We start from the raw sequence: 25,733 nt of genomic DNA on the forward strand, positions 1-25,733 counted from the left end.
CGCGCCCCTCCTCGCCGGCGTAGGAGCTGTAGCGCCGGCGGCGGGGCCTCGCGGCCTCGAGCCCCTCCTCGCGCATGACGCGCCTCACGCGCTTCTCGGAGGCGACGACGCCGCGGGCCCGCAGCGCGGCGTGCACGCGCCGGTAGCCGTAGCGGCCCCCGGAGGCCCGGAACTCCTCGGCGACGAGGGCCCTGATGCCGGCGTCGCGGTCCGCCGCGGCGCGCGAGAGCCGGTGGTAGAAGGTGCTCCTGGGCAGCGAGAGCGCCGCGAGGACGCGCGGCAGCCCGAAGCGGCCTCTGAGCGACTCAGCCAGCGCCGCCCGCTCCGCCGCCGTCAGGTCGGCCGGGTCGGCGCCGGGGTCTTTTTTTAGTATCTCGACCGTGCCGGCCAGTATCGCGTTCTCCAGCTCCAGCTCCTCGCAGCGGGCCCTGAGGGCCTCCAGCTCCGAGGGCGGCTCGGCGGGCTCCGGGGCCAGCGCCATCGCCTCGTCGTCGGTCATCAGCGCCAGCGCCCCCTCCTCGCGGAGCCTGCGCGCCCACCAGGTCACCGCCGGCCCGGTCACGCCGGCCTCGGCGGCGAGGTCGGCGGCGCGCTCGCCCGCCTCGTAGCGGGCGACGAGCCCCATCTTCTCCTCGAAGGGCAAGTATACCCGAGGTTTGGACTTGGGCCGCAGGCCGGCGGACCTGCACCAGGCCGACACGGCGCTCGCCGAGCAGCCGGCGAGCTCCGCGGCCTCCCTCATGGTGAACCCGGCGCCGACGGCCTCGACGGCCAGCGCCCTCGTATCGTCGTCGTACATGCGGACCTCCGATCCGGACACCCGCGGGCGTCCAACCTTTTGTCCGCATCCCCTTGGGAGGGGCAAAAGTGGCATTCCCGCACACGGGAATTCTCGGAGAGGCGGGTAGCGGGGGCCGCCCGTTAGCGGGAAGGCCGCAGGCTGGCGCAGGCCGGGAAAAGCGTGCGGAAACGCTGTGGCGCCGGCGAGGTGATCTGCACGGGGGACCCGGCAACCGGGTCGATAAACGAGAGCTCGGCGGCGTGGAGCATGAGGCCGGCCTTACCGCCGCGCCCGTAGAGGGCGTCACCGAGAAGGGGCAGGCCCGCGTGCGCAAGGTGGACGCGAATCTGGTGCTTGCGCCCCGTCTCGATCTCGACGGCGAGCAGCGTGACGGGGCCGCCCTGCCAGCGCGCGCGGGCGAGCACCCGGGCACGGGTGAGGGCGGGCTTGCCCGTCTTGCTGACGCGCATGCGCCGAGCGTCGTGACGATCGCGACCGATGGGCCAAGTGAAGACGCGTTCCTCCCACGGCGCGCGCCCCGTAGCGATGGCGAGATAGCGCTTGGTCAGGCGGTGCTCGGCGATGAGGCGGTCGTAGGAGGGCTGCGTCTGCTTTGAGAGCGAGAACAGCACGATGCCCGAGGTGTCGCGGTCGAGTCTCTGGAGCGCCTGGAGATCGCACGCGGCGCCCTCAGGGAACGAGTGCCCGCCAGCGACGAGGGCCCGCACCGCGTCGGTGAGGGTCGCGATGCCGGTGCCGTCGCCGTGGACGATGATGCCCGCAGGCTTATCGACGGCGAGAAGCGTATCGCTTTGGAAGAGAACGGGGAGCGGTGAGGCTCCAGAAGGGGATGACACGGTCAGTCGACCCCCACAAAGAGGCAGCCGGCAAACGAGCCCGGCTCACGGGGGCCCGGGCGCTGGCCGCGACGGGGGGCGTCGAGTGCGCGTCGCACGCGGGCGACCTCTCCGCCGAGCTCCTCGGCAGAGAGAAGGGTGCCGTCGACGAGGAGGCGCTCGACACCGACGCCGATGAGCTGCGGCAGCTGCGGAGTGAGGTCGACGGGGCGGTCGGTGTAGAGCCGTGAGCGCCCGTGCGCGTCGGTCCGCACCGGGAAGCGCTTGCCGTCGATGTTGCGGAGGGAGAGTTCGTGGCGGCGCAGGGCGCAGCGGGCGCAGTTGTGGCAGCATGCGTCGGCGACCTGCAGGATGCAGTGCTCGCTCGTCATGACGCGGGGGCGGCCGTACACCATGATGCCCGGCACCAAGGGGGATGCGGGCAGTATCTCCTCCAGCTCGGCGAGGGTGAGCTCGGGCGAGAGCCAGGCGCCGCGCGCCCCCTGAGCGGCGAGGAAGTCGCGCGCAAGCGTGTTGTGAACAGGGATGCAGGAGCGGAGCTCAGCCGCGGCGCCGCGCTCAGCCGCGAGGGCGAGCTCGGAGATCGTGCCGACGGCGACGGGAGCGCCGGGCAGCACCCAGCGGTCGAGTCGGGGGAGGTCGCAGGCGCGTGACACCTCGTCGAGCACGGGGATAAGCCCGCGCCGTTGCGCCTCATCGGGTGTGACACCCGCCTCGTCCAGCACGTCGGTGGGGAGGTACAGGCGGGTCGCACCGGCGGCACGTGCGGCCTCGGCCGCCTCGAGGGTGGTTGCGAGCGCGCAGATGACGGGGTCCGTGCCGCCTACGGTACAGGCGCCGGGGCGCTGTGCGAGACGCATGGCCGCGAGCCCCCCATCGATGTCGAGCCCGTCGAGAGCCGCGGCGCGCGCGCGATGCGGCGCGAGGACGGCCTCCTCGAGGGCGGCACAGGCGTCGGCGCGCACACGGTGGACGGCGGAGAATCCCATGCCCGCGCCCTCGTCGAGCGCGATGTCGAACGACGCCGCCTCAAAGGGGGAGCTGCCCATGCGGCCCACATGCTCGACAAGGTCGTCGGCGGTGACGGCGCGGCTGCGGGCGGCCTCGACCACAAAGCCCGTGGCAGTGGCTGTCAGCGCGGGATCGTCGGCACACGTGAGCGTAACGGTAAAGGGCTTGCCCAGACGGGCGGTAACCGTCACGTCGACCGCGCGTTTGCGCGCGACGGGACGCTTGAGCGCGGCCGCCGCCACGTCAAGCGCGTGCTGGCTGCGGATGAGGCGGACGGTGCAGCCGACGGGCATCGGACGCGCGACCTCCACCTCGATGGTCGAGCCGGCGGGCGCGTCGGCGCGCACCAGGCCGGTGAGGAAGCGGTCGGGTTCGCGGTCGTGCCTGAGTTCCAGCAGGTCGCCTGCGCCAACGGGCTCGTCAAGCCGAATGCGGGCAAGGCCCTTGGCCCCGCGGGCGGCGTCGCGCATCGACTCGCCCTTGGTACGGGCGCGGCGCGGTGCGAAGCCCATGACCTCGCCGACCGTCTGCCCGCGGTTGTTGGAGCGCTCGTAGCTCATCATGTCGTCATCCGAGCGACCATCTTGATAGGCGTGGGTGAAGTCACGGTTAAAGCAGCGCTTGAGCTGCCGCGCCCGCGCGGCGCGCTCGGTGGCGGCGGGTTGGCGCCCCGCTTCGGCGTCATCGAGCGAGCGGCGGTAGGCGTCGGTAACGGCAAAGACGTAATCGGGCGCCTTCATGCGGCCCTCGAGCTTGAGTGCGTGGGCACCGGCGCCCAGCAGCGCCTCCAGCATCTCGGAGGTATTGGTGTCGCGCGGGCAGAGGGCGCGCTCGCGGCCCGCAGGGGTGAGCACCCGGCCCGTGTTCTCGTCTACCAGCTCATAGGGAAGCCGGCACGGCTGCGCGCACATGCCGCGGTTGGCGGAGCGCCCCGCGCAGGCGAAGCTCGAGAGCAGGCAGATGCCCGAGTAGGAGAAGCAGATGGAGCCGTGGGCGAAGACCTCGAGGTCCACGTCGGGCACCGCCTCGTGGATCTGGGCGATCTCGGCTACCGAGAGCTCGCGGGAGAGCGTCACGCGGTCGGCGCCGGCGTCGCGGCACCAGCGCGTTCCGCGGGCATCGTGGATGTTCGCTTGGGTGGAGATATGCGTCTCGACCGTGGGCATGAGCGCGCGCACGGCGGCGAAGAGCCCCCAGTCCTGGATGATGAAGGCGTCAGCGCCGAGGACGGTGCAGCGCTCGATGAGGGCGAGCGCGCGGGGAAGCTCGGATTCCTTGATAACGATGTTGACGGTGACGTAGACGCGCGCGCCGGCGAGGTGGGCTTCGCGGCAGGCGGTCTCAAAGGCGTCGTCGGTGAAGTTAGTCGCTTTGCGGCGGGCGTTGAAGGAGCCCATGCCGCAATAGATGGCGTCGGCGCCGGCGGCGAGGGCGGCCCGGAACGCCTCAGGGCCCCCGGCGGGGGAGAGAAGCTCATGGGTGGGACGTGCGTCGAGCAGGGTGGCTGAAGACAGTATGGTCAATGCGGTTTCCTAACGGTTGCAACGTTCAGGCCCATGCTACCAGCTTCGTAGCGTTTTGTAGCGCAAGGGGAGGTCGGCTGCCGGAAACCACAGATGGCGGACGCCTCCCCATGGGTTGACCGAGCATAAAAACGCCTCCCCGGCAGGAGGGGAGGCGCTTTTAGGCTCCGTTGGGGAGAAGCGTTACTTGCGGACGACCTTCACCACGGGGGTGCCGGCCGAGACGGTGGACTCGGCATCGGCCACGAGCTCGATGTCGGCGAACTCGGCGGTGTTGGACACGGCGAGCACGACGCAGTCGGGGTAGCCGCCCTCCTTGATGGCGGCGCGGTCCATCTTGATGACGGGATCGCCGGCCTTGACCGTATCGCCCTGCTTGACATAGCCGGTGAAGCCCTTGCCCTGCATGTTGACCGTGTCGACGCCGATGTGCACGAGCACCTCGATGCCGTCGTCGGTGGAGAGACCCACGGCGTGGCCCATGGTGACGGTGACGGTACCGGAAACGGGCGCGTAGACGATCTCGCCCTCGGGCCAGACGGCGCAGCCCTTACCGAGCACCTCGCCGGAGAAGACCGGATCGGGCACGTCCTTCATGGCGATGACGCGGCCGTTCACCGGGGCGCAGAGGGTGTCTGCGGCCTCCTGGGCGGCAACGCCGGACGGCGTGGCGGGAGCGGCCGGCTCCTTCTTCTTGAACAGGTCGAACAGGCCCATGGGGATCTCCTTTACAAAACGATGCGACGGGGCATTGTCCCAACTGATGGTTCGCTATTATATCCCGTTTGTCAAAGTGGATTCCAAAGGGCAGGGCCGGCGATGCGAGACTCTCGGCGGACGGTGGCCTTGTGCCGATGCGCGGCCCGCCGGCGCGGACACAGCGGGAACCCTCAGGCAGCGAAATTATGGAAATCGGCCACAAATGGGCTTTTTCTGGCAAATGGCGCCGGATGCGCGTATCATACCGACTCGTATTGCCCGGCTCCTGCCGGCCATTCGGCGTGCCGCGAGTGACTCCTCGCGTGCCCGTTGAGGCAGGAGGCACGAGGACAACCCGTGCTGAGCGGCAGGATGGGCCTGCAGTCTCGGCAATGTGGCCAAGCCCCGTGCGTAAAACCCCAGAAGGAGTTTAAAGATGGCTGAAGAGAAGTACGTTCCGCGCCTGAAGACGAAGTACCTCAACGAGGTAAAGCCGCTCATGCAGGAGAAGTTCCAGTACAAGAACGTCATGGAGATCCCCAAGTTCGAGAAGATCGTCGTGAACATGGGCGTCGGCGAGGCCGCCACGGACTCCAAGGCTATCGACGGTGCCGTGCGCGACCTGCGCGCCATCACCGGTCAGCAGCCCATGGTGACCCGCGCCCGCAAGTCCATCGCGTCCTTCCGCCTGCGTGCCGGTATGCCCATCGGCGCCAAGGTGACCCTGCGCGGCGACCGCATGTGGGAGTTCTTCGACCGCCTCACCGCCGTCGCCATCCCCCGTATCCGCGACTTCCGCGGCATCTCCCCCAAGAGCTTCGACGGCCGTGGCAACTTCTCCATGGGCGTGACCGAGCAGCTCATCTTCCCGGAGATCGACTTTGACTCCGTCGACCACACCCGTGGTATGGACATCACCATCGTCACCACCGCGAAGACCGACGAAGAGGCTAAGGCCCTCCTCGACGCCTTCGGTTTCCCGTTCAAGAAGTAGTCAAACGCAACCGGTCCCGTCGCTTCGCGCGGCGGGGCCGGATGCATGGTATACACCGTTAGGAGGTAATCAGTGGCTAAGACATCGATGATCGTCAAGCAGCAGCGTAAGCAGAAGTTCTCGACGCGCGAGTACACGCGTTGCCAGCGTTGCGGCCGTCCGCACTCCGTCTACCGTAAGTTCGGCCTGTGCCGTGTCTGCTTCCGCGAGCTTGCGCTCAAGGGCGAGCTTCCCGGCATCAAGAAGGCCAGCTGGTAGGTCACGTGCCAGCGCCTGTGTGCGACCATGAGCACGGCAGGCAGGGAAGAGCGCGCGTCATTCAGGCTCTGAGGTCATGGGCTTCAGAGAACCGTGCGCGCGAGTTCATCAAGAACGAAGGAGAATCTGCATGAACCTCACTGACCCGATCGCAGACATGCTCACGCGTATTCGTAACGCGAACTCTGCGAACAAGGCCACGGTCTCGATGCCGAGCAGCAAGAAGCTCGTCGAGATCGCCCGCGTCATCTACGAGGAGGGTTACATCGAGGGCTACACGGTTGAGGATACCGAGCCCGCCAAGACCCTCACCATCACCCTTAAGTACGGTCCCAAGAAGCAGAAGGTCATCAACGGCATCCGTCGTATCTCCAAGCCGGGTCTGCGCAAGTACGCCGGTGTGGCCGACCTTCCCCGCGTCCGCGGCGGTCTTGGTACTGCCATCGTTTCCACCTCGAGCGGCGTCATGTGCGATCGTGACTGCCGTAAGAAGGGCGTGGGCGGCGAGATCGTCGCTTACGTCTGGTAAACGATTCGGCGCGTAGAAGGAAAGGAGACACCGTGTCCCGTATCGGTAAGAAGCCTGTCCAGATTCCCGCCGGAGTCGAAGTGGCAGTCGACGGTAACCACATCACCGTCAAGGGCTCGAAGGGCACCCTCGAGCTCGATGTGTACGAGAAGCTCACCATTGAGATCGAGGACAACGTCCTCACCGTGGTGCGCCCCGATGACGAGCGCGAGACCCGCGCCCGCCACGGCCTCACCCGCGCCCTCATCCAGAACATGGTGACGGGCGTGTCCGAGGGCTACACCCGCGGTCTCGAGCTCGCGGGCGTCGGCTACCGTGTCCAGCTCAAGGGCAAGGACCTCGAGCTTTCCCTCGGTTACTCGCACCCCGTGATCTACAACGCCCCCGAGGGCATCACCTTCGAGGTGCCCGACAACACGCACATCAACGTCAAGGGCATCGACAAGCAGCAGGTCGGCCAGGTCGCCGCTGAGATTCGCGGTAAGCGTCCCCCCGAGCCCTACAAGGGCAAGGGCATCCACTACGTGGGTGAGCACATCCGCCGCAAGCTCGGTAAGGCTGCCAAGTAGCCTCCGCGCGCTATCAGATAAGACCGGTACCCCGTCAGGTGCCGGCACGATCCTGTTGAAGGAGATTGAACGATGGATAAGAACAAAGCGAAGCTCGCGGGCCTTAAGCGCCGTCAGCGTCGCGTGCGCGGCAAGATCTTCGGCACGCCCGAGCGTCCGCGTCTGCGCGTGGTGCGCACCAACGCCAACATCTATGCCATGATCGTCGACGACACCAAGGGCAACACCCTCGTCTCCGCCTCCACGCTCGAGGCTGAGTTCAAGGGCACCCACACCTCCAACAAGGAGGCCGCCCAGAAGGTCGGCGAGCTCGTTGGCAAGCGCGCCATCGAGGCCGGCATCAAGCAGGTCCGTTTCGACCGCGGTGGCCGCATCTACCACGGCCGCGTGAAGGCTCTCGCCGACGGTGCCCGCGCCGCCGGTCTCGAGTTCTAGGAGGTTAGTAGCACATGGCTCGTAATCGAGATAACAAGCAGCGCGAGGCCTCCGAGTTCGAGGAGCGCGTCGTTTTCATCAACCGTGTTTCCAAGACCGTCAAGGGCGGCCGTCGCATGTCGCTCGTCGCGCTCGTCGTCGTCGGTGACGGCAAGGGCAACGTCGGCCTGGGCATGGGCAAGTCGGCCGAGGTGCCGCTGGCCATCTCCAAGGCCTCGCTCGACGCCAAGAAGCACATGTTCCACGTGCCCGTGACCGAGACCGGCACCATCCCGCACGAGGTCGAGGGTCACTTTGGCGCTGGCAAGATCATCATCAAGCCCGCTATCGAGGGTACCGGCGTGATCGCCGGCGGCGCTGTGCGCCCCCTCTTCGAGCTCGCCGGCATCAAGAACGTCCTCTCCAAGTCGCTCGGCACCGACAACGGCCTCAACATCATCAAGGCCGCTGCCGAGGGCCTGAAGGAGCTCTCGAGCCCCGAGGAGGTTGCGGAGCGCCGCGGCCTCACCGTCGCTCAGATGTTCGTCGGTGGTAAGGAGCAGTAACGATGGCTGACACCATTAAGATCAAGCAGGTCCGCAGCACCAACGGCTGCAAGAAGGACCAGGTTAGGACCGTTCACGCGCTCGGCCTCAAGAAGATCAACCATACGCGCGAGATCGCCGACAACGAGTCGGTGCGCGGCATGATCTTCAAGGTCAAGCACCTTGTCGAGATTGTAGAGGAGTAGCAATGCAGCTTCACGATCTTACTCCCGCACCGGGTTCCACCCATCGCCGTAAGCGCATCGGCCGCGGTAACTCCTCCGGTCACGGCACCACCGCTGGTCGCGGCCAGAAGGGCCAGCTCTCCCGCTCCGGTGGCGGCAAGGGCGCCGGTTTCGAGGGTGGCCAGACCCCGCTTGCGATGCGCCTGCCCAAGCTCCCCGGTTTCCGCAACCCCCGTCGCATCGAGTACAAGGGCGTCAACATCGCTCGTCTCGATGAGAAGTTCGAGGACGGTGCGGTGATCGATGGTGCCGCGCTCAAGGCAGCCGGCATCATCAAGAAGGAGTTCGAGCCCGTTAAGGTTCTTGGTGAGGGCGAGACCACCAAGAAGTTCACCGTCAAGGTCGACAAGGTTTCGGCTGCGGCCAAGGCCAAGATCGAGGCGGCTGGAGGGTCGGTCGAGCTCCCGTGCTAACTGGCCTGAAGAACGCTTTCCGCATTAAAGATCTGCGCGAAAAGATTCTCTTCACCATAGCGATGCTCGTGGTGTACCGCATCGGTGCCCACGTGCCTGTGCCCGGCATCCCCTTCGGGGAGATGGTGGACTTGTTCAGCGGCGACAACTCTGTCGCCGCTGGCGCTATGTCGCTCCTGAATCTTTTCTCGGGCGGCGCGCTCAGCTATGTGTCGGTGTTCTCGCTTGGCATCATGCCCTACATCACGAGCTCGATCATCCTTCAGATGCTCCAGAGCGTGGTGCCGAGTCTGCACGAGCTTGCCCGTGAGGGCGAGGTCGGTCAGACCAAGATCACCCAGTATTCTCGCTATCTGACGCTGGCGCTTGCGCTGCTCAACTCGATCGGCTATCTCTTCCTCTTCAAGGGGTACGGCATCAACTTCAACGGGGCCGGCGCTCCGGAGATCATCTTCGATATCCTGATCGTCGGTACGCTCACCGCCGGTGCCATGCTCATCATGTGGATCGGTGAGCTCATCACCCAGCGCGGTATCGGCAACGGCATGTCGCTCATCATCTTCGCCAACATCATGGCGGGGCTGCCGGCGGCCATCGTTTCCTCCGCGGCCGAGGGCACGGTGGGCATCGTCATCACCGCGGTGATCTTCGTGGTCATCCTCTGCGTGATTCCGCTTATCGTCTATCTCGAGCGCGGTCAGCGCCGCATCCCGGTCCAGTACGCCAAGCGCGTTGTGGGCCGCCGCATGATGGGCGGTCAGTCCACCTACCTGCCCATCAAGGTCAACACCGCGGGCGTCGTGCCGATCATCTTCGCGAGTGCGCTTCTGTACTTCCCGGCTCAGCTCGCCGTGTTCTTCCCGGGCATCGGCTGGGTCCAGGCGGTCGCGGGCGCGCTGGCGAGCGGTTGGATCAACTGGATCTTGAACGTCGTTCTCATCGTGTTCTTCGCCTACTTCTATACGAGCATGGTGTTCAACCCCGATGAGACGGCTGACAACCTGAAGAAGCAGGGCGGCTTCATCCCGGGCGTGCGCCCCGGCAAGGCCACGGCCGCCTACATCAAGAACGCCCTCAACAAGATCACCCTGCCCAGCGCGATCTTCCTGGCGCTTATCGCCATCGTGCCGTCCATCGTGTTCTCGTTCACGGGCAACCAGCTCATCCAGTCGTTTGGCGGCACCTCGGTCCTCATCATGGTCGGCGTGGTTCTCGATACGCTTGCCAAGGTCGAGAGCCAGCTCAAGATGTATGATTATGACGGGTTCTTCAAGTAGGCATCAGGCTTGAGAGGAGTCAGCCATGAACATCGTTTTGCTCGGGGCTCCGGGCGCCGGTAAGGGCACCGTAGCTCAAGAACTCGTAGAGGACTTTGGCTTTGCCCACATCTCTACGGGCGACCTGCTCCGCGCTGCCGTAAAGAGCGGCAGTGAGCTCGGCGTCAAGGCCAAAAGCTACATGGACGCCGGCGAGCTCGTTCCCGACCAGCTCGTTATCGACCTGGTGAAGGAGCGCCTGGCCGCCGATGATGCTCAGAAGGGCTTCATCCTCGATGGCTTCCCGCGCAACACCATGCAGGCGGTCACGCTCGATTCTGAGCTCGGTGCGATGGGCAACCCGCTCGATGCGGCGCTGCTGATCGATGTCGAGCCCAAGGTGATCATCGAGCGCCTGTCCAACCGTCGCACCTGCCGCGCCTGCGGCTACACCGGCACTGCTGCCGACGAGGTGTGCCCCAAGTGCGCCGGCGAGATGTATCAGCGCGACGATGACAAGCCGGAGACGATTGCCAACCGTCTCGATGTGTACGAGAAGAACACCAGCCCGCTCGTCGAGTACTACCGCGGGCAAGGGCGTCTCGACGTCGTCAACGGCGTCGGTACGATCGCTGAGGTGCATGAGCGCGTTAAGGAAGCGCTTGGTCTATGATCAAAATTAAGTCTGCACAAGAGATCGAGCAGATGAAGAAAGCCGGGGCGCTGTCTAAGATGGCGCTCCGGCACGTTGGTGCCATGGTGCGCCCTGGCGTCTCGACGTTCGAGCTCGATCAGCTCGCTGAGCAAATCATCCGCATGCATGGCGGTATTCCCACGTTTAAGGGGTACGGCGGATTCCCGGGTTCCATCTGCGCGTCCTTGAACGACGCTGTGGTGCACGGTATACCCAACCCCGATATCATCCTGCGCGACGGCGACATCATCTCGATCGACACCGGGGCCACCGTTGACGGCTGGGTGGGGGATAACGCTTGGACGTTCTACGTCGGCAACCCCTCGCAGGAAGTCAAGGCCCTGTGCGAGGTCACGCTCGACTGTCTGAAGGAGGGCATTGCCCAGGCTGTTCCGGGTAACCGCATCGGCGACATCGGCCATGCCATCCAGAGCCTGGCCGAGCGTCACGGCTATGGCGTGCTCCGCGAGTACGTGGGTCACGGGGTAGGACGTGTCATGCACGAGGACCCCAACGTTCCCAACTGGGGCAAGAAAGGTCGCGGCGTGAAGCTCGAGGCCGGTATGGTCATTGCCATCGAGCCCATGATCACGCTCGGTACCTACCATGTGAGCGTGGGGCCGGACGGCTGGCTTGTCACCACCGACGACGGTCTGCCCGCCGCGCACTACGAGAACACCATTGCTATCACCAATGACGGCCCGGTCATCCTCACGCAGGACGCCCAGGGCGCCTGGTGCTCCATGCAGGGCGGTGTGATGTAACGCCATCGCTTGGCTTGGCCGGCGGGTAACGGTGAATATCCGTAAGCGCTGAGGCTTATATGGCTCAATCTGAAAGGAGGCCCTGCTGGGCCTCCTTCGCTTATGCGAGGTTTTAGCAATGTGCAATATATTTCACATTGCCCGAAAGAAGAACGCCCATTAGATCATCGTCCGTTGTCGCGAAGAATTCCTATCCCGCTTTCGTCGTAATGTTCCCTATACCATTTCTTACAACATTGATAGTCAAGGTATAACAGCGTGCGCTTCTGCACATCGTGCTCATCTACTCCAAGGAGCAGACGAGCCTCCAGATAGAGGCGGTTGCAGTTAGAGGCGATGTAACACGTGTTGGCCTCCACAATGAGAAAAACCTTCTGAAGGTCTCCGGAACTTGTGTCACGGTAGATTGCTGAATTCCTCTCAGAGTGGGAGAAAACAAATAGATGCAGCTTCATGTCGGCTATGGATAGATGGTGCGCATCGTTGCTGACAGCATACAAGGCATTCTGCCTGTACATGTTTAAGGAGCAGGCTGTTAGAGCGGCGTCTTCCGGGTCGCTCGTTTCGAAGAAGTCGTAGAGATTGGCCAGCTGACGCGTGAGCTCGTCGAAGTCCAGTCGGTGCATTGTGGTCCAATCGACACAGATGAAGCGGCTTCCAGTGTTCTTCGGGAACGCCTATCAGTATAGGAGACGTTGCGAGCGAAGAAAATTGTGGAGTCGATACGAAAAATCCACGATAGCGTGCAGTAGTGCGCTATCATACGCTGTTGCTGTATGTTTCGCGAGAGAAAGATGTGCTTGTGAAGAAGGAAGATGCCATCGAGCTTGAGGGCACGGTAACCGAGCCGCTCCCCAATGCCATGTTCCGCGTCGAGCTTGAGAACGGGGCCTCGGTCCTGTGCTCCATCTCGGGCAAGATTCGCATGAACTACATCCGCATCCTTCCCGGCGACCGTGTGGTTGTGGAGATCTCTCCCTACGACCTCACGCGCGGGCGCATCACCTATCGCTACAAATAGCAGCCCGTATCGGATGGGGAGGGGAGCGCTCAAGCCCCGAGCCGTTCGGTGCGCTCATCAGCCGGTTATTCACGTCTGCGGCTGGACGAGTAGATAGTAGGTATACGTTTGAGCACAACTGAGAGGATCGCATCATGAAGGTACGTCCTTCCGTCAAGAAGATGTGCGACAAGTGCAAGATCATTAGGCGCCACGGCAAGGTGCTCGTTATCTGCGAGAACCCGCGCCACAAGCAGCGTCAGGGTTAAAGAGAGGAGACTACGTTGGCCCGTATTAGCGGTGTCGATCTCCCGCGCGAGAAGCGCATCGAGATCGGTCTGACCTACATTTACGGCATCGGCCGCACCACCGCCAGCAAGATCTGCGCGGAGACGAAGATCAACCCGGATACGCGTGTCAAGGACCTCACCGAGGAGGAAGTTGACACCATCCGTAAGTACATCGATGAGGCCGGTCTCATGATCGAGGGCGACCTGCGTCGTGAGCACAACCAGAACATCAAGCGCCTCATGGACATCGGCTGCAACCGTGGCCTGCGTCACCGCAAGGGCCTGCCGGTCCGCGGTCAGCGCACCCACACCAACGCTCGTACCCGCAAGGGTCCGAAGCGTCAGATCGGTGCCAAGAAGAAGAAATAAGGAGAGCGCTTAGATGGCTACTGCAAAGAACAAGCGCGCCGCGCAGACCCGCATCAAGCGCGCCGACCGCAAGAACATCTCGGTGGGGCAGGCTCACATCCGTTCCACCTTCAACAACACGATCGTTTCGATCACCGATCCCCAGGGCAACGTCATTGCCTGGAAGTCCGCTGGTCAGGTTGGCTTCAAGGGCTCGCGCAAGAGCACCCCGTTTGCCGCCCAGATGGCTGCCGAGGCCTGCGCCAAGGCCGCTATGGAGCACGGTATGCACAAGGTCGCCGTGTTCGTGAAGGGCCCCGGCTCGGGTCGCGAGACCGCCATCCGCTCGCTTCAGGCCGCCGGCCTCGAGGTTTCGAGCATTCAGGACAAGACGCCCATTCCGCACAACGGCTGCCGCCCCAAGAAGCGTCGCCGCGTGTAACTCTGAAAGGATCGCTTTACCATGGCAATTGACAGGACTCCTGTTATCAAGCGCTGCCGCCAGCTCGGGATCGATCCCGTTGAGCTCGGTTACAGCAGCAAGAAGGAATCGATTCGCCAGCCCAAGCGCCGTCGCAAGGAATCCGAGTACGGCATGCAGCTGCGCGAGAAGCAGAAGGCTAAGTTCATCTACGGTGTGCTCGAGAAGCAGTTCCACCACTACTACGAGCGCGCTCTGCGTATGGAGGGCGTCACGGGTGAGAACCTCATGACGCTGCTCGAGCGTCGCCTCGACAACGTGGTGTTCCGTCTCGGCTTCGCCCGCACCCGCAAGGAGGCTCGCCAGACCGTCCGTCACGGCCACTTCACCGTGAACGGCCGTCGTGTCGACATCCCGTCCTTCCTCGTCAAGCCCGGCGACGTCGTGGCCGTGGGCGAGAAGTACCGCGACCTGCTTCCCATCAAGGAGGCTCTCATCCAGTCCGAGCGCTTCGAGGTGCCCGGCTGGCTCGAGGTTGATATCGAGAAGCTCTCTGGCAATGTGCTCTCCCTGCCCACGCGTGAGCAGATCAGCACCGATATCCAAGAGCAGCTCATCGTCGAGCTCTACTCTAAGTAGTCTAGTCCCGTATCGATTAGGCTGCTGAGGCTGGAGGTTAGTACATGTCAGAATTCATTAGGCCTCAGGTTCAGGTCGAGGAGATCAACGAGACCTCCGCGCGCGTTTCCGTCGAGCCGCTCGAGCGCGGCTACGGTGACACGCTCGGTAACTCGCTGCGTCGTGTGCTTCTGTCGTCGCTCGAGGGCGCTGCGGTGGAGGCCATCCAGATCGATGGCGCTCAGCACGAGTTTACGACCATCCCCAACATGGTCGAGGATGTCACCGATATCGTCCTGAACGTGAAGGGCCTGGTGTTCGAGGCTCTCGGCACCACCGAGGAGGGCACCGCGACCATCTCGGTCGACGGTCCCTGCGAGGTCGTCGGCGGCGATTTTGCCCTGCCTTCTGACTTCGAGCTCGTGAACCCCGACCATCACATCGCCACCCTCACCGAGGGCGGTCACCTGACGATGAGCATGCGCATCGGCTACGGCCGCGGCTACGTGTCCTACGAGAACAACAAGCGTGACAACGACCCCATCGGCGTTATTCACGTTGATTCCCTGTTCTCGCCGGTTCGTCGCTGCGCCAAGCTTGTCGAGGCGTGCCGCGTCGGTCAGCACACCGACTACGACCGTCTGGTCTTGGAGATCGAGACCAACGGCGCGATCAGCCCGCGTGACGCGGTGGTGCAGGCCGCCAACATCATCAACCAGCATATGACCGCCTTCATGAACCTTGCCGAGACCCCTGAGGTCGAGGAGGAGGTTTCGATTTTCGCCCCCGAGGTGACCAGCGATAACGCTGAGCTTGATAAGCAGATCGAGGACCTGGACCTCTCCGTCCGCTCCTACAACTGCCTCAAGCGCGCGAGCATCCATTCGGTGCGCCAGCTCGTCGAGTTCTCCGAGAACGACCTGCTGAACATCCGTAACTTCGGTGTGAAGTCGATTGAGGAAGTTAAGGACAAGCTTCAGTCCATGGGGCTCAGCCTCAAGGACTAACGCTATCGCGTATCAGAGGAGAAACGGACCATGCGTCACAACAAGAAGAAGGGTCTGAAGCTCGGCACCGACGCCGCGCACACCCGTGCGATGAAGAAGAGCCTCGCCAAGGCGCTCTTCGAGAACGATCGCATCAAGACCACCGAGACGCGCGCCAAGGCGCTGCGCGGCTACGTGGAGCCGATCATCACCTGGGCGAAGAAGGGCGACCTTCACTCCCGTCGTCTCGCCATCGCCAAGCTCGGCGATAAGAACCTCGTTGCCGAGCTCTTCGACAAGGCCGCGCAGGGCATGTGGGCCGACCGCAACGGCGGTTACACCCGCATCATGAAGCTCGGCCCCCGCAAGGGCGACAACGCGCCGATGGTCATCATCGAGATCGTGTCGGAGCCCGTGGTGAAGAAGGCCCCCAAGGCCGCTCCCGCCAAGAAGGCCGCGCCGGCCAAGGTCGAGAAGGCCGAGGAGGCTCCGGTTGAGGAGCCCGCGGCTGCCGAGGCTGCGACGGAGGAGAACGCCGCCGAGTAACTGCTCGGAAGCCATATGCTCTGTTTGAGAGGGGTGCCTGCGGGCGCCCCTCTTTTGTGTATCATGCACGGGTGGATACGCTCTGTGTTTGATGCGGAGCACGCATGATGGCAGGGAGGGGGAGATGATGCTTCAGCTGGACCAGGTGTGCTTTGGGTATGAGGGGCAAGGGCCCGCCGTGGCAGACGTCTCCCTAACGGTCGCGCCCGGCGAGATCGTCGCCCTCATTGGCGGTAACGGGTCGGGGAAGTCCACGGTGGGACGTCTGGCTGCCGGCGCGCTGATGCCCGATGCGGGTACGGTGCGCGTTGACGGAATCGACCCGCATGACGTGGGCGCCCGCGACGAGGTGCGCCGTCGGGTCGGCCTCATCATGCAGAACCCTGTGGACCAGATCGTGTCGACTGTGGTGGCGGATGAGGTGGCTTTTGGACCGCAGAACCTCGGCGTTCGCGGCGATGAGTTGAGGCGTCGCGTGCACACGGCTCTCGCCGCCGTCGGGCTCGCGGGTTATGAGGACCGCGATGTCAACGCGCTGTCAGGCGGGGAGCAGCAGCGCTTGGCCATCGCGGGCGTCCTTGCGATGGAGCCGTCCTACCTGGTGCTCGATGAGGCGTCCTCGATGGTCGACAGCGCTGAGCGGCCGGCCCTGCGGCGCCTTATGCGTCACTTGGTTGCCAAGAGAAACATGGGCCTCATGACCATCACGCACGACCCGCTCGAGGCGTTGGCGGCAACACGGGTGGTGGTGCTCGAGGCGGGCCGTACGGTGTGGACCGGCACGCCGGATGAGCTTGTGGGCAGGGAGCGCGCGCGGTTCCAGGCGCTGATGCTCGAGAGCGGCTATGCACGGGGGCTCGCTGCCGCCTTTGACGCCGGATACCGGCTTTCGTCCGGGGTGGAGCCCGAAGCGGTGGCCGCGTGGCTCAGGACCGCGGGGGTGGCGGCGCAGCAAGCGGTCGAGCGTGCGCTTGCGCCCGAACATGCGGCGGAAGCGCCGTGCGCGGATGCACCCGTGCGCCTTCGCGCTGAGGGCGTTTTGGCGAGCTATGACGCGCGTCCGGTGCTGCGCGGGGCCGACGTCATCCTGAGGGAGGGCCGGGTCGCGCTTCTCGCTGGCGCTTCCGGGTCGGGCAAGTCAACGCTCGCCACCGTGCTCGCGGGCTTGCGCGAGCCGCAGGAGGGCGCGGTTGCGCTCCTCCAGCCAGATGAGGCGCCCTGCGGTGCGCATGAGGGGCCGGTTGCCCCGGGCGACGTGGCCCTGGCGTTTCAGCACCCCGAGGGGCAGCTGTTTTTGGATAGCGTCGAGGCGGAGCTGCGGTTTGGTCCGGAGCACCTGGGTTGTGCGGCGGAGGAGGTCGACCGGCGCGCGGCGCTTGCGGCCGAGGCATTGGGGATCGACACCTCGCTTCTTGCGCGCGACCCGTTCTCGCTCTCGGGCGGGCAGGCGCGCCGCGCGGCGCTTGCGGCCGTGCTGGCGCTCGATGCGCCGGTGGTGATTCTCGACGAGCCGACGGCGGGCCTCGACGCGGCCTCGCGCCGCCGTCTGCATGCGGTGGTGCGCGGGCTCGCCCGGGAAGGGCGCGCCGTGCTCGTCATAAGCCATGACTTGGAGGAATGGCTCGAGGTGGCCGACGAGCTCCTTCTGATGGAGGGCGGTGGCGTGCGGGCGGTTCCAAGAGGAGGCCCCGTGCATCTCGATGAGGCGTTTGCGCGCGCGGGGCTGGCCGCGCCCGAGGCCTGGCGCCTGAGAGCGCTCATGTCGGCTCCGCCTGCAGGGGAGGAGCCCGTCGCGGAGATGTCGGGAGAGGGAGCTTCCAGCCATGCGACGAGGGGCCCTGAGAAGCCCTCTGGGGCCCCGCAGCGCGAGCAGCGGGACCTGATGCCCGAAGAGCCTCGCGGGAGGCTCGATGCGCGCGTGAAGATCATCTTGCTCCTGGTGGGTATCGCGGGCGTCTTCCTGACGGGGAATCTCGCGGTACTCGCCCTCTGGGCGGTCGCAGCGGGCGCCCTCGCCCTGCGCGCGGGCATGGGCGCGCGGGCCCTCTTGCGCGCGGTGCGGCGCGCGGCGGTCCTCATGGCGATTATCGTGGCCGCCAACCTCGTCTCGTGCGACGGGACGGCGGACGTGGCGCTTGCGGGCACATGGGGCCTGTCGATCGCGGGTGGCCTGCGCGCCGCGGTGGCGGTTGCGCGCATCGCGCTCATGCTCGTCTCATCGCTGATGGTCACGGCGACAACCACACCGGTGGCGGTGGCGGATGCCGTCGTGCGGCTGGGCGCGCCGCTCGCCCGGTGGGGCGTGCCCGTGGAGGAGCTGGGCATGGTGCTGTCCCTCGCCCTGCGCTTCATACCGCTGGTTACCGAGGAGGTGCATCGGGTGGAGCTCGCCCAGCGCTCGCGCGGCGTGCGGTTTGACGAGGGAGGGCTCGTCGCTCGCATACAGGTGTGGAAGACGGTCCTCGTGCCCGTGATGGTGGGCCTCTTCCGCCGCGCCGACCGTCTGGGGGCCGCCATGGATGCGCGCTGCTATCACGAGAGCCGCCGCGCCCCGCGCGACCCGCGGCCGCTTGCGTGCCTCGACCGGCTGGCGCTCGCCGGGGGACTTGCCGGCATAGCGGCGCTCGTTGCGGTATCGTATCTTTGCTCGTAGCAGATAGAAGGGACCCTATGGACAGGATGCAGGATGCGGCGCAGGCCGGGCAGTCCCGCCTTACGCATGACGGGGGAGCGCACGGGATGCGGGCGGCAGACGGGGCGCTCGGCACGCTGGTGCTGCGCGTCGCCTACGACGGGGCCGCTTACGCCGGGTTTGCCGAGCAGCGCGACCAGGTGACGGTTGCCGGCGAGCTGCGGCGGGCGGTGGAGACGTTGCTCCGCCGCGAGGTCGACCTGACGTGCGCCGGCCGCACCGACGCCGGCGTGCATGCGCTCAGCCAGTACGTGAGCTTTCCGGTGGAGGACCCTTCCGAGCTCGCGCTCACCCAGCGGCGCTGGCTGCGCGCTATGGATGCCCTGTTGCCGCGCGACATCGCCGTGCGCGCCGTCTACACCGCTCCGGCGGGCTTCTCGGCACGTTTCGATGCGCGCGCCCGCACCTACATCTATCGTATCGCCGACCGTCCGGACCGTCCGGTGCTCACCCGACCGCATGTGTGGTGGCACCGCTATCCGCTCGATGAGGAGGCGATGGCCGCAGGTGCGGCCCATCTCATCGGTGAGCACGATTTCAAGAGCTTCTGCAAGGTCGCCTCTGCTGTGGGCAAACCTACGTGCCGCAACGTCATGCACACCTCGTTTGCGCGCGCGTCCGAGCTGGGTGAGGAGGTGCTCGCCTTCACCATCACCGGCAACGCGTTTCTCCACTCTATGGTGCGCACCATTGTGGGCACGCTGGTGGAGGTGGGCGCTCACCGGCGGGACCCGGCGTGGGTGGGCGAGGTGCTCGCTCGCTGCGACCGCACGGCGGCCGGCCCCACGGCGCCCGCCGACGGTCTCGTGTTTTCCGATGTGGTGTATGACGCCGGGCAGCTCACGCCCGTGGTGTAAGACCTGCCAGCCGCTCCGATACCGAAGTGTGGTGTCGGCGTGATGAACATTTGTGCGCGGCGTGCAGGAGAGCGGGGTTAAATTGCGTGTCCGCCCCCGGTGATACCATAAGCCAAAGTATGGAAGGCATATGGCAACCGGGAGGCTCAGGCGTGGAGATCCGAGCATCACAGCGCGCCCGATTATCGGTCATACTCGCAGCGCGCGACGGTGAGGAGACGCTCATGCGCGCGCTTGAGAGCGTGCTGGGCCAACGGTTCGATCGCTTGCAGCTCGTTATCGCCCTTATGCCTTCTGCCGATCGCACACGAGCCATCGCCGAGCGAGCCGCGGAGCGCAACATTCGCATCGAGCTCGTCGATGTGGACGATGTACACGCGGCAGCCGCTTTCGATGCGGGGCTTGCCGTGGCTCGCGGCGATTACGTGCTGTTCATGCATGCGGATGACTGGTTTGGCCCCCGAGCCTTGGAGACATTGCTTAAGGTGACGGAGGAGGGTGACCTCGACTTCGCCCTGCCGCTTTGGGTGGGGGATGCGTTGGGGATGCCGGCCGCGCTTGCCGAAGATACGGACGCGCGGCTGTACCGCACCGCGTCAGAGGTGAGCTCCGCCGCTGCCACATGGGTCGAGGCGGGTGCCTTCGATGCGGTGACCGGGCGGCTGCTCAGCCGGTCGCGCATCGAGGATTTGGCGCTGCGCATGAACCTCAAACCGGATCCGAGCGCCTATATGGCGGCGTATCTCGAGGGGTGCGAGCGCGCCGCCTGGGTGCCCGCCGCACGCTTCCATGCAAGCGGCGGTGCGGAGGCGGTTCGAGCCGAACAGGCCGGCATCGAGGCGTGTGGGCGCGAGCGCGCGCTGCTGCTCGACCTCATGCACCGCTGGGGCGCCGGGGATGAGGCGATGCTTGCCGTCAATCGGCACCATCTTCACCAGGTGATCGCCTGCATCAACGAGGTGTGCGCGCGCCGCGCGATCTCGTCTATCGAGCGCTGTGCGCGCGTGCGCGACATCCTGAAGGCTCGGGACACCCGCGAGGCGGTTGCCGCTCTCAACGCAGATGGGGAGGCGCGCCGCGCCATGGGCCTCATGTACGGGCCCATCGTGCGCCAGAACGCGCTCGCCTGCTGCCTCTCGGCACGGGTGGCCGCCTGGATGGGCGCCCCGCAGGAGCTGTTCGCGCGACGGCGCGCGGCGGTAGCCTAGTCGCTGTGTTGCGATTCGTAAAATATTCAGTAATCTGTTAGTATTACCTCGTTTTATGCATAATATGAGAATGTTGATGCAGAACGAGGGGAGTTATCTATGGCGAGGACGCGCAACAGCCGCCGCGATGCCATTCGCGAGATCGTGCGCACCGGCTCCGTGCGCACGCAGCGTGCGCTCGTGACCGAGCTGCGTGCCCGGGATTTTGACTGCACGCAGGCAACCGTCTCGCGCGATGTGGCGGACATGGGACTGAGGAAGATGCCCAACGGCGTGTACGCGCTGCCGGAGGACCTGCACCTGAAGCGCATGGTGGCCGACATGGTAACCGAGGTGGTGCGGACGGGGAATCTCGTCCTCATCAAGGCGCAGCCGGGGCTCGCATCGGGTATCGCCGCCGCGGTGGACGCGGCCGACCTGCCCGATATCCTCGGCTCTATTGCGGGTGACGATACCGTGCTTGTGATTGCCGACGGGGAGGAGGGCGGCGCGCGCGTCGAGACAGCGCTCCGCGAGCTCTTGGTGCGAGGGGAGGATGCCGCATGATCGCCGCGCTGCACATAGGGCTCTTTGCCCTGCTGCTCTTGCTACCCATCGCCTTGGTGGCGCTGCTCGTCTATTACTACCTGCATACGCGCAAGCACTGAGTTCCACGCCGGCCAAACAGAGGTATAGAAAAACGGGGCCCCGCGGGGCCCCGTTGCTGGTAAAAGGTGCGCGCCGGTGCGGCAGAGACGCCCGCGGCCGGCGTTACGCCGCAGGTCCCGGGTCGGGCTCCGGTTCGGGTTCGGGCCCCGGCTCCGGTTCCGGATCGGGGTCGGTGGGTGTGGTTGGGTCGGTGGGCGTCGTGGGGTCAGTCGGGGTGGTAGGCGCCGGCGGCGTCGAGGGGCTCGTCGGGCTGGAGGGGTCGGTGGGCGTCGTGGGACTGTCGGGGCTCTCGGCCTCGGAGGTGTCCGCCTCGGAGGTGTCCGCCTCCTGCTTGCGACCGACGAGCGAGTTGCCCTCGACCTCCCAGACAGAGTCGTCCTTATAGCTGATGGACGTGTCGCTCGTGGGGAACTCGGCCCGCGGCACGCCCGCGAGGATGGCGTTCAGGGTGTTGCGCGCCATGGGCAGCGTGAAGTCGCTGCCGAGAGCCTCGCGACCGTAGACGTAGATGGGGACGGAGCCCTGCGTGTAGCCCGTCCACACCGACACCGTGTACTGCGGGGTGTAGCCGCAGAACCACAGGTCGGCCGTGTTGTCCGTCGTGCCGGTCTTGCCGGCGAGCGGCTGGTCGACCGAAAGCTGCGCGGCCGTGCCCGTAGCGCCGCTGTGGTTGATGACGCCCTCGAGCACTTCGGTCAGCGCCTGGGTCACGCTCGTGTCGAGCACCTGCTCGGGCGCGTCCTGATGCTCGTACACCACCTCGCCCTCGCGGTTCTCGATCTTGGTGATGGCGACGGCCTCGCGGTGGTAGCCGCCCGTGGCGAACGTGGAGTACGCCTCGGCCATCTCGAGCGTGGAGATGCTCGGCACGCCGAGCGTGAGGGAGAGCACGGGGTCCATCTGAGCGGAGATGCCGAGGTCGCGCGCCGTGCTGATGACGTTATCGATGCCCACGGCCAGCTCGACCTGCACGTAGCCGGTGTTGGAGGAGAGCTCGGTCGCCCGCGCAAGGGAGATGGTGCCGTAGCTCTGGTTGCCGTAGTTCTCGATGCGCGCCGGCTGGGCCGAGTTCTTGTTGAACGTCATGGGGGAGCCGCAGTTGATGCGGATATTGGGGTTCATACCCTGCTTGAGCGCCGTGGCGAGCGTGAAGGCCTTGAACGAAGAGCCCACCTGACGCGCCGAGGTCGCATGGTTGGTATGGTCGTCGTCAGCGTAGTAGTTGCGTCCGCCCACCATGGCGCGGATGTAGCCCGTGTTGTTCTCGAGCACCGTCATGCCGGCGTCGAGCCCCTCGATGCCGTACTGGTCGAGCTGGCTCACGACGGCGCTTTCGGCAGCGGACTGAACGGTGGGGTCGATGGTGGTGTAGACGGTGAGGCCGCCGGAGAAGATGGTGTCGTAGCTGAACTGCTCGTTCAAAAGCGCCCGCACGTAGTCAACAAAGTAAGGCTGCGCGTACACCTCGACGCCGGTGGAGGAGTTCTCGGTGACGGCGAGGGTGACGGGCTCCGCCTGCGCGGCGTCATGCTCCTCCTGGGTGATCTTGCCGTTGGAGAGCATGCGGTCGAGGACGGTGTTGCGGCGCTGGGTGGCGAGGTCCATGTTGACGGTGGGGTCGTACATCGACGGCGAGTTGGGGAGACCGACCAGAAGCGCGGCCTCGGCGAGCGTGAGGTCGGTGGCGTTCTTGGAGAAGTACGTCTCCGCCGCCGCCTGGATGCCGTAGGCGCCATGGCCGTAGTAGATGGTGTTGAGATACATCATGAGGATCTCTTCTTTGGAGTAGATCTCCTCCATCTTGAGGGCGAGGTAGGCCTCGCGCACCTTGCGCTCGAGCGTGTCGTCAAACTGCTCGTCGGAAAGGATCGTGTTGCGCACGAGCTGCTGGGTGATGGTCGAGGCGCCCTCGTGGCCACCGGTGAGCTGCACCACCACGGCGCGCGCGATGCCCATGAGGTCGACGCCGTTGTGCTGGTAGAAGCGCTCGTCCTCGGTGGCGACCGTGCCGTCGAGCACGTACGGCGACACCTGGTCGATGGTGACCGAGGTGCGGTTCTGCGTGTAGAGCGTCGCGATGGTGTTGCCCTGCGCGTCGAGAATCGTGGTGGGCTCGCTCGTGAGGTAGAGGTCGGTGTTGGTGTAGTCGGGCAGGTCCTCCAGCCAGCGGCTCACGTTGCCGAGCATGCCGATGCCGAAGGCGATGCCCGTGATGAGGAGAAAGCCGAAGAACGACGCCACGATGGCAGGGACGAGATGCGTCTTGGCGTTTGCCCGAAGTTGACGCTCGCGTGGACCCATAAGAGACCTCCCGTAGGTTTCCGTCGACGGCCCGCACGGTGAGCACGGCGTCGAGGATTGCTGCGTGCATATGTACTGAACACAATAGCGCAACGCGCGGACACGTGGTCTCGTGTATTCTTCTGGCAGGTATTTTCCAGACCGCGTGCATATGGAGGTGATGTCGGTGGCGAGCTGCGAGCATAGGGGACAGGGTGCCGAGTTGCCCGCAGGGCGGCCGCAGGCGCCTTCCGGCGCGGGGGCCCGTGCCGCCGGGGTCGCGCGCCTGCCGGAGCTCCTGGCCCCGGCGGGCTCCTTCGAGGCGCTGCTCGCGGCGCTTGCCGCGGGAGCCGATGCCGTGTATGCGGGCCTCGCCGCGCCCGGCCTTGACGCGCGCGCCGCCGCGCCGGGCCTCACCGCCGCCGAGCTCGCCCGCGCGTGCGCGCTCGCCCATGCGCGGGGCGCCCGCGTGTACGTGACGCTGAACGCCCTCGTCTACACCGCCGAGCTCGACCGCGCCGTCGCCTGCGCGCGCGCGGCCATGACCGCCGGGGCGGACGCCTTCATCGTGGCAGACCTCGGCCTCGCTTCCCGCCTCGCGTGCGACCTCCCCGCCGCCGAGCTCCACCTCTCCACGCAGGCGGGGGCTCAGGCCGCGCCGGCGGTGGCGTGGGCGGCACAGGAGCTCGGCTGCTCCCGCGTGACGGTGGCGCGCGAGCTCTCGGTGGCAGAGATCGCCCGGGCGTGCGCTACGGGCGTGGAGGTCGAGGCCTTCTGCCACGGGGCCATCTGCATCTGCTACTCAGGCGCGTGCGGCCTCTCGGCCCATGCCCGCGGCCGCTCGGCGATGCGGGGCGACTGCACGCAGCCCTGCCGGCAGCCGTGGGCGCTTACGGACGCCTCGGGTGCCCCGTGTGCGCGCACGGCGGGCGATAAGCTCCTCTGCCCAAAGGACTACCTCGGCCTGCGCGCGCTGCCCGCGCTCGTGCGGGCGGGGGTGGGCGCCCTCAAGATCGAGGGCCGCATGAAGAACCCGGATTACGTCTACAACGTGGTGGGCGCCTACCGTGCGGCGCTCGACGCGCTCGCGGCGGGGGAGGAGATCCCCGTCGACGCGCTTATCGAGCGGGTGGGGCGTTCGTTCAACCGCGGGTTTACGGACGCCTACCCGCGCGGGGACCGGGCGGGCACGGGGCGCGCCCTCATGAGCTTCGAGCGCTCGTGCAACCAGGGCGTGCCGGTGGGAACGGTCGTCGCGCGCGGGCACCGGCAGGTGACGGTCGAGCTTACGGCGGACGTCGCGGCGGGCGATACGCTCGAGATCCATACGGTGCTCCCCGCAGACGCCGCGGCGGACGTGCCGCGCCGCTGGCCGCTGGTGCCCTGTACGGTCGACGCCCGGGCGGGCGAGCGGGTCGAGGTCGCCTGCAAGCGTCGCGTTGCGCCGGGAAGCGCCGTCTACCTGACGGCGAGCGCCGCCGTGCGCGCGCGAAGTGATGCCGCCCTCGCACGTTTGGCGGCCGAGGCCGCGGCTCTCGCCGTGCCCGCCGTTCCCGAGCTGCCGGAAGCGCCCGCCGCGGCGCCGGAGGGCACGGGCGCTGCCGGTGAGGTGCGCGCGGGCCGCGTGCCGCTGGCGGTGAGTCCCCGCTTTACGCGAACCGCTGCCGCCGCGGCGCGCCTTCTGGAGGCGGGCACTGCCGAGGTCGCGGTCGAGGCGTGGCGCCTTATGGACGGCGCTTCCGCCTGGGAGCCTATGTTGCCGCGGCTGACGGTCCTTCTCGACGCGGTGTTTCGCGAAGGGGACGAGGGGCGTTGCCGGAGCTTGGTGCGCACGGCGCGCCGCGTCATCTGCCGCAACCTCGGCGAGGTAGCCCTCTGCCGGGCGGAGGGCGTGCGCTTCGACGTGGCGGCGCCCGTGTATGCAGAGAACGAGGCGGCCGTGGGCGTGCTCGTCCGCGCGGGGGCGGCGCGCATCTGGCTTTCGGACGAGCTCTCCGCGGCGGAGGCGGCGGGCCTCGCCGCCGCGGTCGCCCCGTTGGCGCCCGTGGGCCGCCTCGCGCTCCCCGCGGCCGAGCTCATGGTGATGGAGCACTGCGTCCTTACGGCAGAGGGCCCGTGCGACCAAGCGTGCGCGACGTGCCGGCGCCGCGCCGAGGAGCGCTTCCTTGTGGGCGCCGACGGCGCGCGCTATGCCGTTGCGACCGACGCCCTCGGCCGCTCCCGCATCTTCGCGCCCGCCCTACCCGCCGATTCGCCCCGCCCGCTCGGCCGGCCCGCCCGGTAAAGG

General features: G+C 66.2%; 28 protein-coding genes. 23 read left to right on the plus strand and 5 right to left on the minus strand.

The window, feature by feature from the left end:
* The 4 genes from B5F70_RS09700 to B5F70_RS09715 form a co-directional block, all read right to left on the minus strand.
* Positions 1-799: IS3 family transposase (locus tag B5F70_RS09700; RefSeq protein ID WP_143753970.1), on the minus strand; the 799-nt coding region annotated here is incomplete at its 3' end.
* Positions 800-921: 122 nt separating this feature from the next.
* Positions 922-1,638, minus strand: coding sequence for an RluA family pseudouridine synthase (locus B5F70_RS09705; RefSeq protein ID WP_087205369.1), 717 nt, complete (start codon positions 1,636-1,638; stop codon positions 922-924).
* Positions 1,639-1,640: 2 nt separating this feature from the next.
* Positions 1,641-4,172 carry a U32 family peptidase gene (locus B5F70_RS09710; protein ID WP_241145971.1) on the minus strand — a complete coding sequence of 844 codons (2,532 nt, stop codon included), beginning with the start codon at positions 4,170-4,172 and terminating at the stop codon, positions 1,641-1,643.
* Between the two features lie 183 nt (positions 4,173-4,355).
* Positions 4,356-4,889 carry a PTS glucose transporter subunit IIA gene (locus tag B5F70_RS09715; RefSeq protein ID WP_087205370.1) on the minus strand — a complete coding sequence of 178 codons (534 nt, stop codon included), beginning with the start codon at positions 4,887-4,889 and terminating at the stop codon, positions 4,356-4,358.
* A 418-nt stretch (positions 4,890-5,307) separates the two neighbouring features.
* Here B5F70_RS09715 and rplE point away from each other — a divergent pair, with 418 nt between their 5' ends.
* The 22 genes from rplE (at position 5,308) to B5F70_RS09830 (ending at position 21,064) form a co-directional block, all read left to right on the plus strand.
* Entirely contained in the window at positions 5,308-5,865 is a 558-nt protein-coding gene (rplE, locus tag B5F70_RS09720; protein ID WP_087205371.1) for a 50S ribosomal protein L5, read from the plus strand.
* A 72-nt stretch (positions 5,866-5,937) separates the two neighbouring features.
* Positions 5,938-6,123 carry a type Z 30S ribosomal protein S14 gene (locus B5F70_RS09725; protein WP_087205372.1) on the plus strand — a complete coding sequence of 62 codons (186 nt, stop codon included), beginning with the start codon at positions 5,938-5,940 and terminating at the stop codon, positions 6,121-6,123.
* Positions 6,124-6,253: 130 nt separating this feature from the next.
* Entirely contained in the window at positions 6,254-6,652 is a 399-nt protein-coding gene (gene rpsH, locus B5F70_RS09730; RefSeq protein ID WP_087205373.1) for a 30S ribosomal protein S8, read from the plus strand.
* Between the two features lie 32 nt (positions 6,653-6,684).
* Positions 6,685-7,221, plus strand: coding sequence for a 50S ribosomal protein L6 (gene rplF / locus B5F70_RS09735; protein WP_087205374.1), 537 nt, complete (start codon positions 6,685-6,687; stop codon positions 7,219-7,221).
* Between the two features lie 72 nt (positions 7,222-7,293).
* Positions 7,294-7,656, plus strand: a complete 363-nt coding sequence (rplR, locus tag B5F70_RS09740) for a 50S ribosomal protein L18 (RefSeq protein WP_087205375.1) — start codon at positions 7,294-7,296, stop codon at positions 7,654-7,656.
* A gap of 14 nt (positions 7,657-7,670) precedes the next feature.
* A complete protein-coding gene (rpsE, locus tag B5F70_RS09745; RefSeq protein WP_087205376.1) occupies positions 7,671-8,201 on the plus strand; it encodes a 30S ribosomal protein S5 in 531 nt (176 codons plus the stop codon).
* Between the two features lie 2 nt (positions 8,202-8,203).
* Complete coding sequence (gene rpmD / locus B5F70_RS09750) at positions 8,204-8,386, plus strand: 50S ribosomal protein L30 (protein ID WP_087205377.1); 183 nt, start codon at positions 8,204-8,206, stop codon at positions 8,384-8,386.
* A gap of 2 nt (positions 8,387-8,388) precedes the next feature.
* Positions 8,389-8,838: a 50S ribosomal protein L15 gene (gene rplO, locus B5F70_RS09755; protein WP_087205378.1), complete on the plus strand. Its 450-nt coding sequence runs from the start codon at positions 8,389-8,391 to the stop codon at positions 8,836-8,838.
* Positions 8,832-10,115: a preprotein translocase subunit SecY gene (gene secY, locus B5F70_RS09760; protein WP_087205379.1), complete on the plus strand. Its 1,284-nt coding sequence runs from the start codon at positions 8,832-8,834 to the stop codon at positions 10,113-10,115. The genes rplO and secY overlap by 7 nt, the downstream gene beginning before the upstream one ends.
* Positions 10,116-10,140: 25 nt before the next feature.
* Complete coding sequence (locus B5F70_RS09765; RefSeq protein WP_087205380.1) at positions 10,141-10,767, plus strand: adenylate kinase; 627 nt, start codon at positions 10,141-10,143, stop codon at positions 10,765-10,767.
* A complete protein-coding gene (map, locus tag B5F70_RS09770) occupies positions 10,764-11,552 on the plus strand; it encodes a type I methionyl aminopeptidase (RefSeq protein ID WP_087205381.1) in 789 nt (262 codons plus the stop codon). Before B5F70_RS09765 ends, map begins: the two co-directional genes overlap by 4 nt.
* Before the next feature lie 802 nt (positions 11,553-12,354).
* Positions 12,355-12,573, plus strand: a complete 219-nt coding sequence (infA, locus tag B5F70_RS09780) for a translation initiation factor IF-1 (RefSeq protein WP_087205405.1) — start codon at positions 12,355-12,357, stop codon at positions 12,571-12,573.
* 134 nt (positions 12,574-12,707) lie between these two features.
* Positions 12,708-12,821 carry a 50S ribosomal protein L36 gene (rpmJ, locus tag B5F70_RS09785; RefSeq protein WP_006363204.1) on the plus strand — a complete coding sequence of 38 codons (114 nt, stop codon included), beginning with the start codon at positions 12,708-12,710 and terminating at the stop codon, positions 12,819-12,821.
* Between the two features lie 15 nt (positions 12,822-12,836).
* The gene (rpsM, locus tag B5F70_RS09790) at positions 12,837-13,211 is read left to right on the plus strand and encodes a 30S ribosomal protein S13 (protein WP_087205383.1); all 375 of its coding nucleotides are present in this window, start codon (positions 12,837-12,839) and stop codon (positions 13,209-13,211) included.
* Between the two features lie 13 nt (positions 13,212-13,224).
* Positions 13,225-13,632, plus strand: a complete 408-nt coding sequence (rpsK, locus tag B5F70_RS09795; RefSeq protein WP_087205384.1) for a 30S ribosomal protein S11 — start codon at positions 13,225-13,227, stop codon at positions 13,630-13,632.
* A 21-nt stretch (positions 13,633-13,653) separates the two neighbouring features.
* On the plus strand, positions 13,654-14,250 hold the full coding sequence (gene rpsD, locus B5F70_RS09800; RefSeq protein WP_087205385.1) for a 30S ribosomal protein S4: 597 nt from the start codon (positions 13,654-13,656) through the stop codon (positions 14,248-14,250).
* Positions 14,251-14,294: 44 nt separating this feature from the next.
* Entirely contained in the window at positions 14,295-15,236 is a 942-nt protein-coding gene (locus tag B5F70_RS09805; RefSeq protein WP_087205386.1) for a DNA-directed RNA polymerase subunit alpha, read from the plus strand.
* 30 nt (positions 15,237-15,266) lie between these two features.
* Complete coding sequence (gene rplQ, locus B5F70_RS09810; protein ID WP_087205387.1) at positions 15,267-15,761, plus strand: 50S ribosomal protein L17; 495 nt, start codon at positions 15,267-15,269, stop codon at positions 15,759-15,761.
* Positions 15,762-15,885: 124 nt separating this feature from the next.
* Positions 15,886-18,414, plus strand: coding sequence for an energy-coupling factor transporter ATPase (locus B5F70_RS09815; RefSeq protein WP_158094982.1), 2,529 nt, complete (start codon positions 15,886-15,888; stop codon positions 18,412-18,414).
* Between the two features lie 86 nt (positions 18,415-18,500).
* A complete protein-coding gene (gene truA, locus B5F70_RS09820; protein ID WP_087205406.1) occupies positions 18,501-19,310 on the plus strand; it encodes a tRNA pseudouridine(38-40) synthase TruA in 810 nt (269 codons plus the stop codon).
* 119 nt (positions 19,311-19,429) lie between these two features.
* A complete protein-coding gene (locus B5F70_RS09825) occupies positions 19,430-20,518 on the plus strand; it encodes a glycosyltransferase (RefSeq protein WP_087205389.1) in 1,089 nt (362 codons plus the stop codon).
* A 99-nt stretch (positions 20,519-20,617) separates the two neighbouring features.
* Complete coding sequence (locus B5F70_RS09830; RefSeq protein ID WP_087205390.1) at positions 20,618-21,064, plus strand: ArgR family transcriptional regulator; 447 nt, start codon at positions 20,618-20,620, stop codon at positions 21,062-21,064.
* 204 nt (positions 21,065-21,268) lie between these two features.
* Here the strand turns inward: B5F70_RS09830 and B5F70_RS09835 are convergent, their stop codons facing one another.
* Entirely contained in the window at positions 21,269-23,467 is a 2,199-nt protein-coding gene (locus B5F70_RS09835) for a PBP1A family penicillin-binding protein (RefSeq protein ID WP_087205391.1), read from the minus strand.
* A 166-nt stretch (positions 23,468-23,633) separates the two neighbouring features.
* On the opposite strand from B5F70_RS09835, the gene B5F70_RS09840 reads away from it, so the two are divergent.
* Positions 23,634-25,730, plus strand: coding sequence for a peptidase U32 family protein (locus B5F70_RS09840; RefSeq protein WP_158094984.1), 2,097 nt, complete (start codon positions 23,634-23,636; stop codon positions 25,728-25,730).
* Positions 25,731-25,733 lie beyond the last annotated feature (3 nt).

Origin of the sequence: Collinsella sp. An268, from assembly GCF_002159765.1 — a bacterium.
In the GTDB taxonomy this organism is placed as follows: domain Bacteria; phylum Actinomycetota; class Coriobacteriia; order Coriobacteriales; family Coriobacteriaceae; genus Coprousia.

Bases quoted from the DNA above. Each gene is read 5' to 3' on its own strand.
- B5F70_RS09715 (WP_087205370.1), bottom strand. From the start codon at position 4,889: ATGGGCCTGTTCGACCTGTTCAAGAAGAAGGAGCCGGCCGCTCCCGCC.
- rplE (WP_087205371.1), top strand. From the start codon at position 5,308: ATGGCTGAAGAGAAGTACGTTCCGCGCCTGAAGACGAAGTACCTCAAC.
- rpsH (WP_087205373.1), top strand. From the start codon at position 6,254: ATGAACCTCACTGACCCGATCGCAGACATGCTCACGCGTATTCGTAAC.
- rplR (WP_087205375.1), top strand. From the start codon at position 7,294: ATGGATAAGAACAAAGCGAAGCTCGCGGGCCTTAAGCGCCGTCAGCGT.
- rpsE (WP_087205376.1), top strand. From the start codon at position 7,671: ATGGCTCGTAATCGAGATAACAAGCAGCGCGAGGCCTCCGAGTTCGAG.
- rpmD (WP_087205377.1), top strand. From the start codon at position 8,204: ATGGCTGACACCATTAAGATCAAGCAGGTCCGCAGCACCAACGGCTGC.
- rplO (WP_087205378.1), top strand. From the start codon at position 8,389: ATGCAGCTTCACGATCTTACTCCCGCACCGGGTTCCACCCATCGCCGT.
- B5F70_RS09765 (WP_087205380.1), top strand. From the start codon at position 10,141: ATGAACATCGTTTTGCTCGGGGCTCCGGGCGCCGGTAAGGGCACCGTA.
- map (WP_087205381.1), top strand. From the start codon at position 10,764: ATGATCAAAATTAAGTCTGCACAAGAGATCGAGCAGATGAAGAAAGCC.
- rpmJ (WP_006363204.1), top strand. From the start codon at position 12,708: ATGAAGGTACGTCCTTCCGTCAAGAAGATGTGCGACAAGTGCAAGATC.
- rpsK (WP_087205384.1), top strand. From the start codon at position 13,225: ATGGCTACTGCAAAGAACAAGCGCGCCGCGCAGACCCGCATCAAGCGC.
- rpsD (WP_087205385.1), top strand. From the start codon at position 13,654: ATGGCAATTGACAGGACTCCTGTTATCAAGCGCTGCCGCCAGCTCGGG.
- B5F70_RS09805 (WP_087205386.1), top strand. From the start codon at position 14,295: ATGTCAGAATTCATTAGGCCTCAGGTTCAGGTCGAGGAGATCAACGAG.
- rplQ (WP_087205387.1), top strand. From the start codon at position 15,267: ATGCGTCACAACAAGAAGAAGGGTCTGAAGCTCGGCACCGACGCCGCG.
- B5F70_RS09815 (WP_158094982.1), top strand. From the start codon at position 15,886: ATGATGCTTCAGCTGGACCAGGTGTGCTTTGGGTATGAGGGGCAAGGG.
- truA (WP_087205406.1), top strand. From the start codon at position 18,501: ATGCGGGCGGCAGACGGGGCGCTCGGCACGCTGGTGCTGCGCGTCGCC.
- B5F70_RS09825 (WP_087205389.1), top strand. From the start codon at position 19,430: ATGGAAGGCATATGGCAACCGGGAGGCTCAGGCGTGGAGATCCGAGCA.
- B5F70_RS09830 (WP_087205390.1), top strand. From the start codon at position 20,618: ATGGCGAGGACGCGCAACAGCCGCCGCGATGCCATTCGCGAGATCGTG.
- B5F70_RS09835 (WP_087205391.1), bottom strand. From the start codon at position 23,467: ATGGGTCCACGCGAGCGTCAACTTCGGGCAAACGCCAAGACGCATCTC.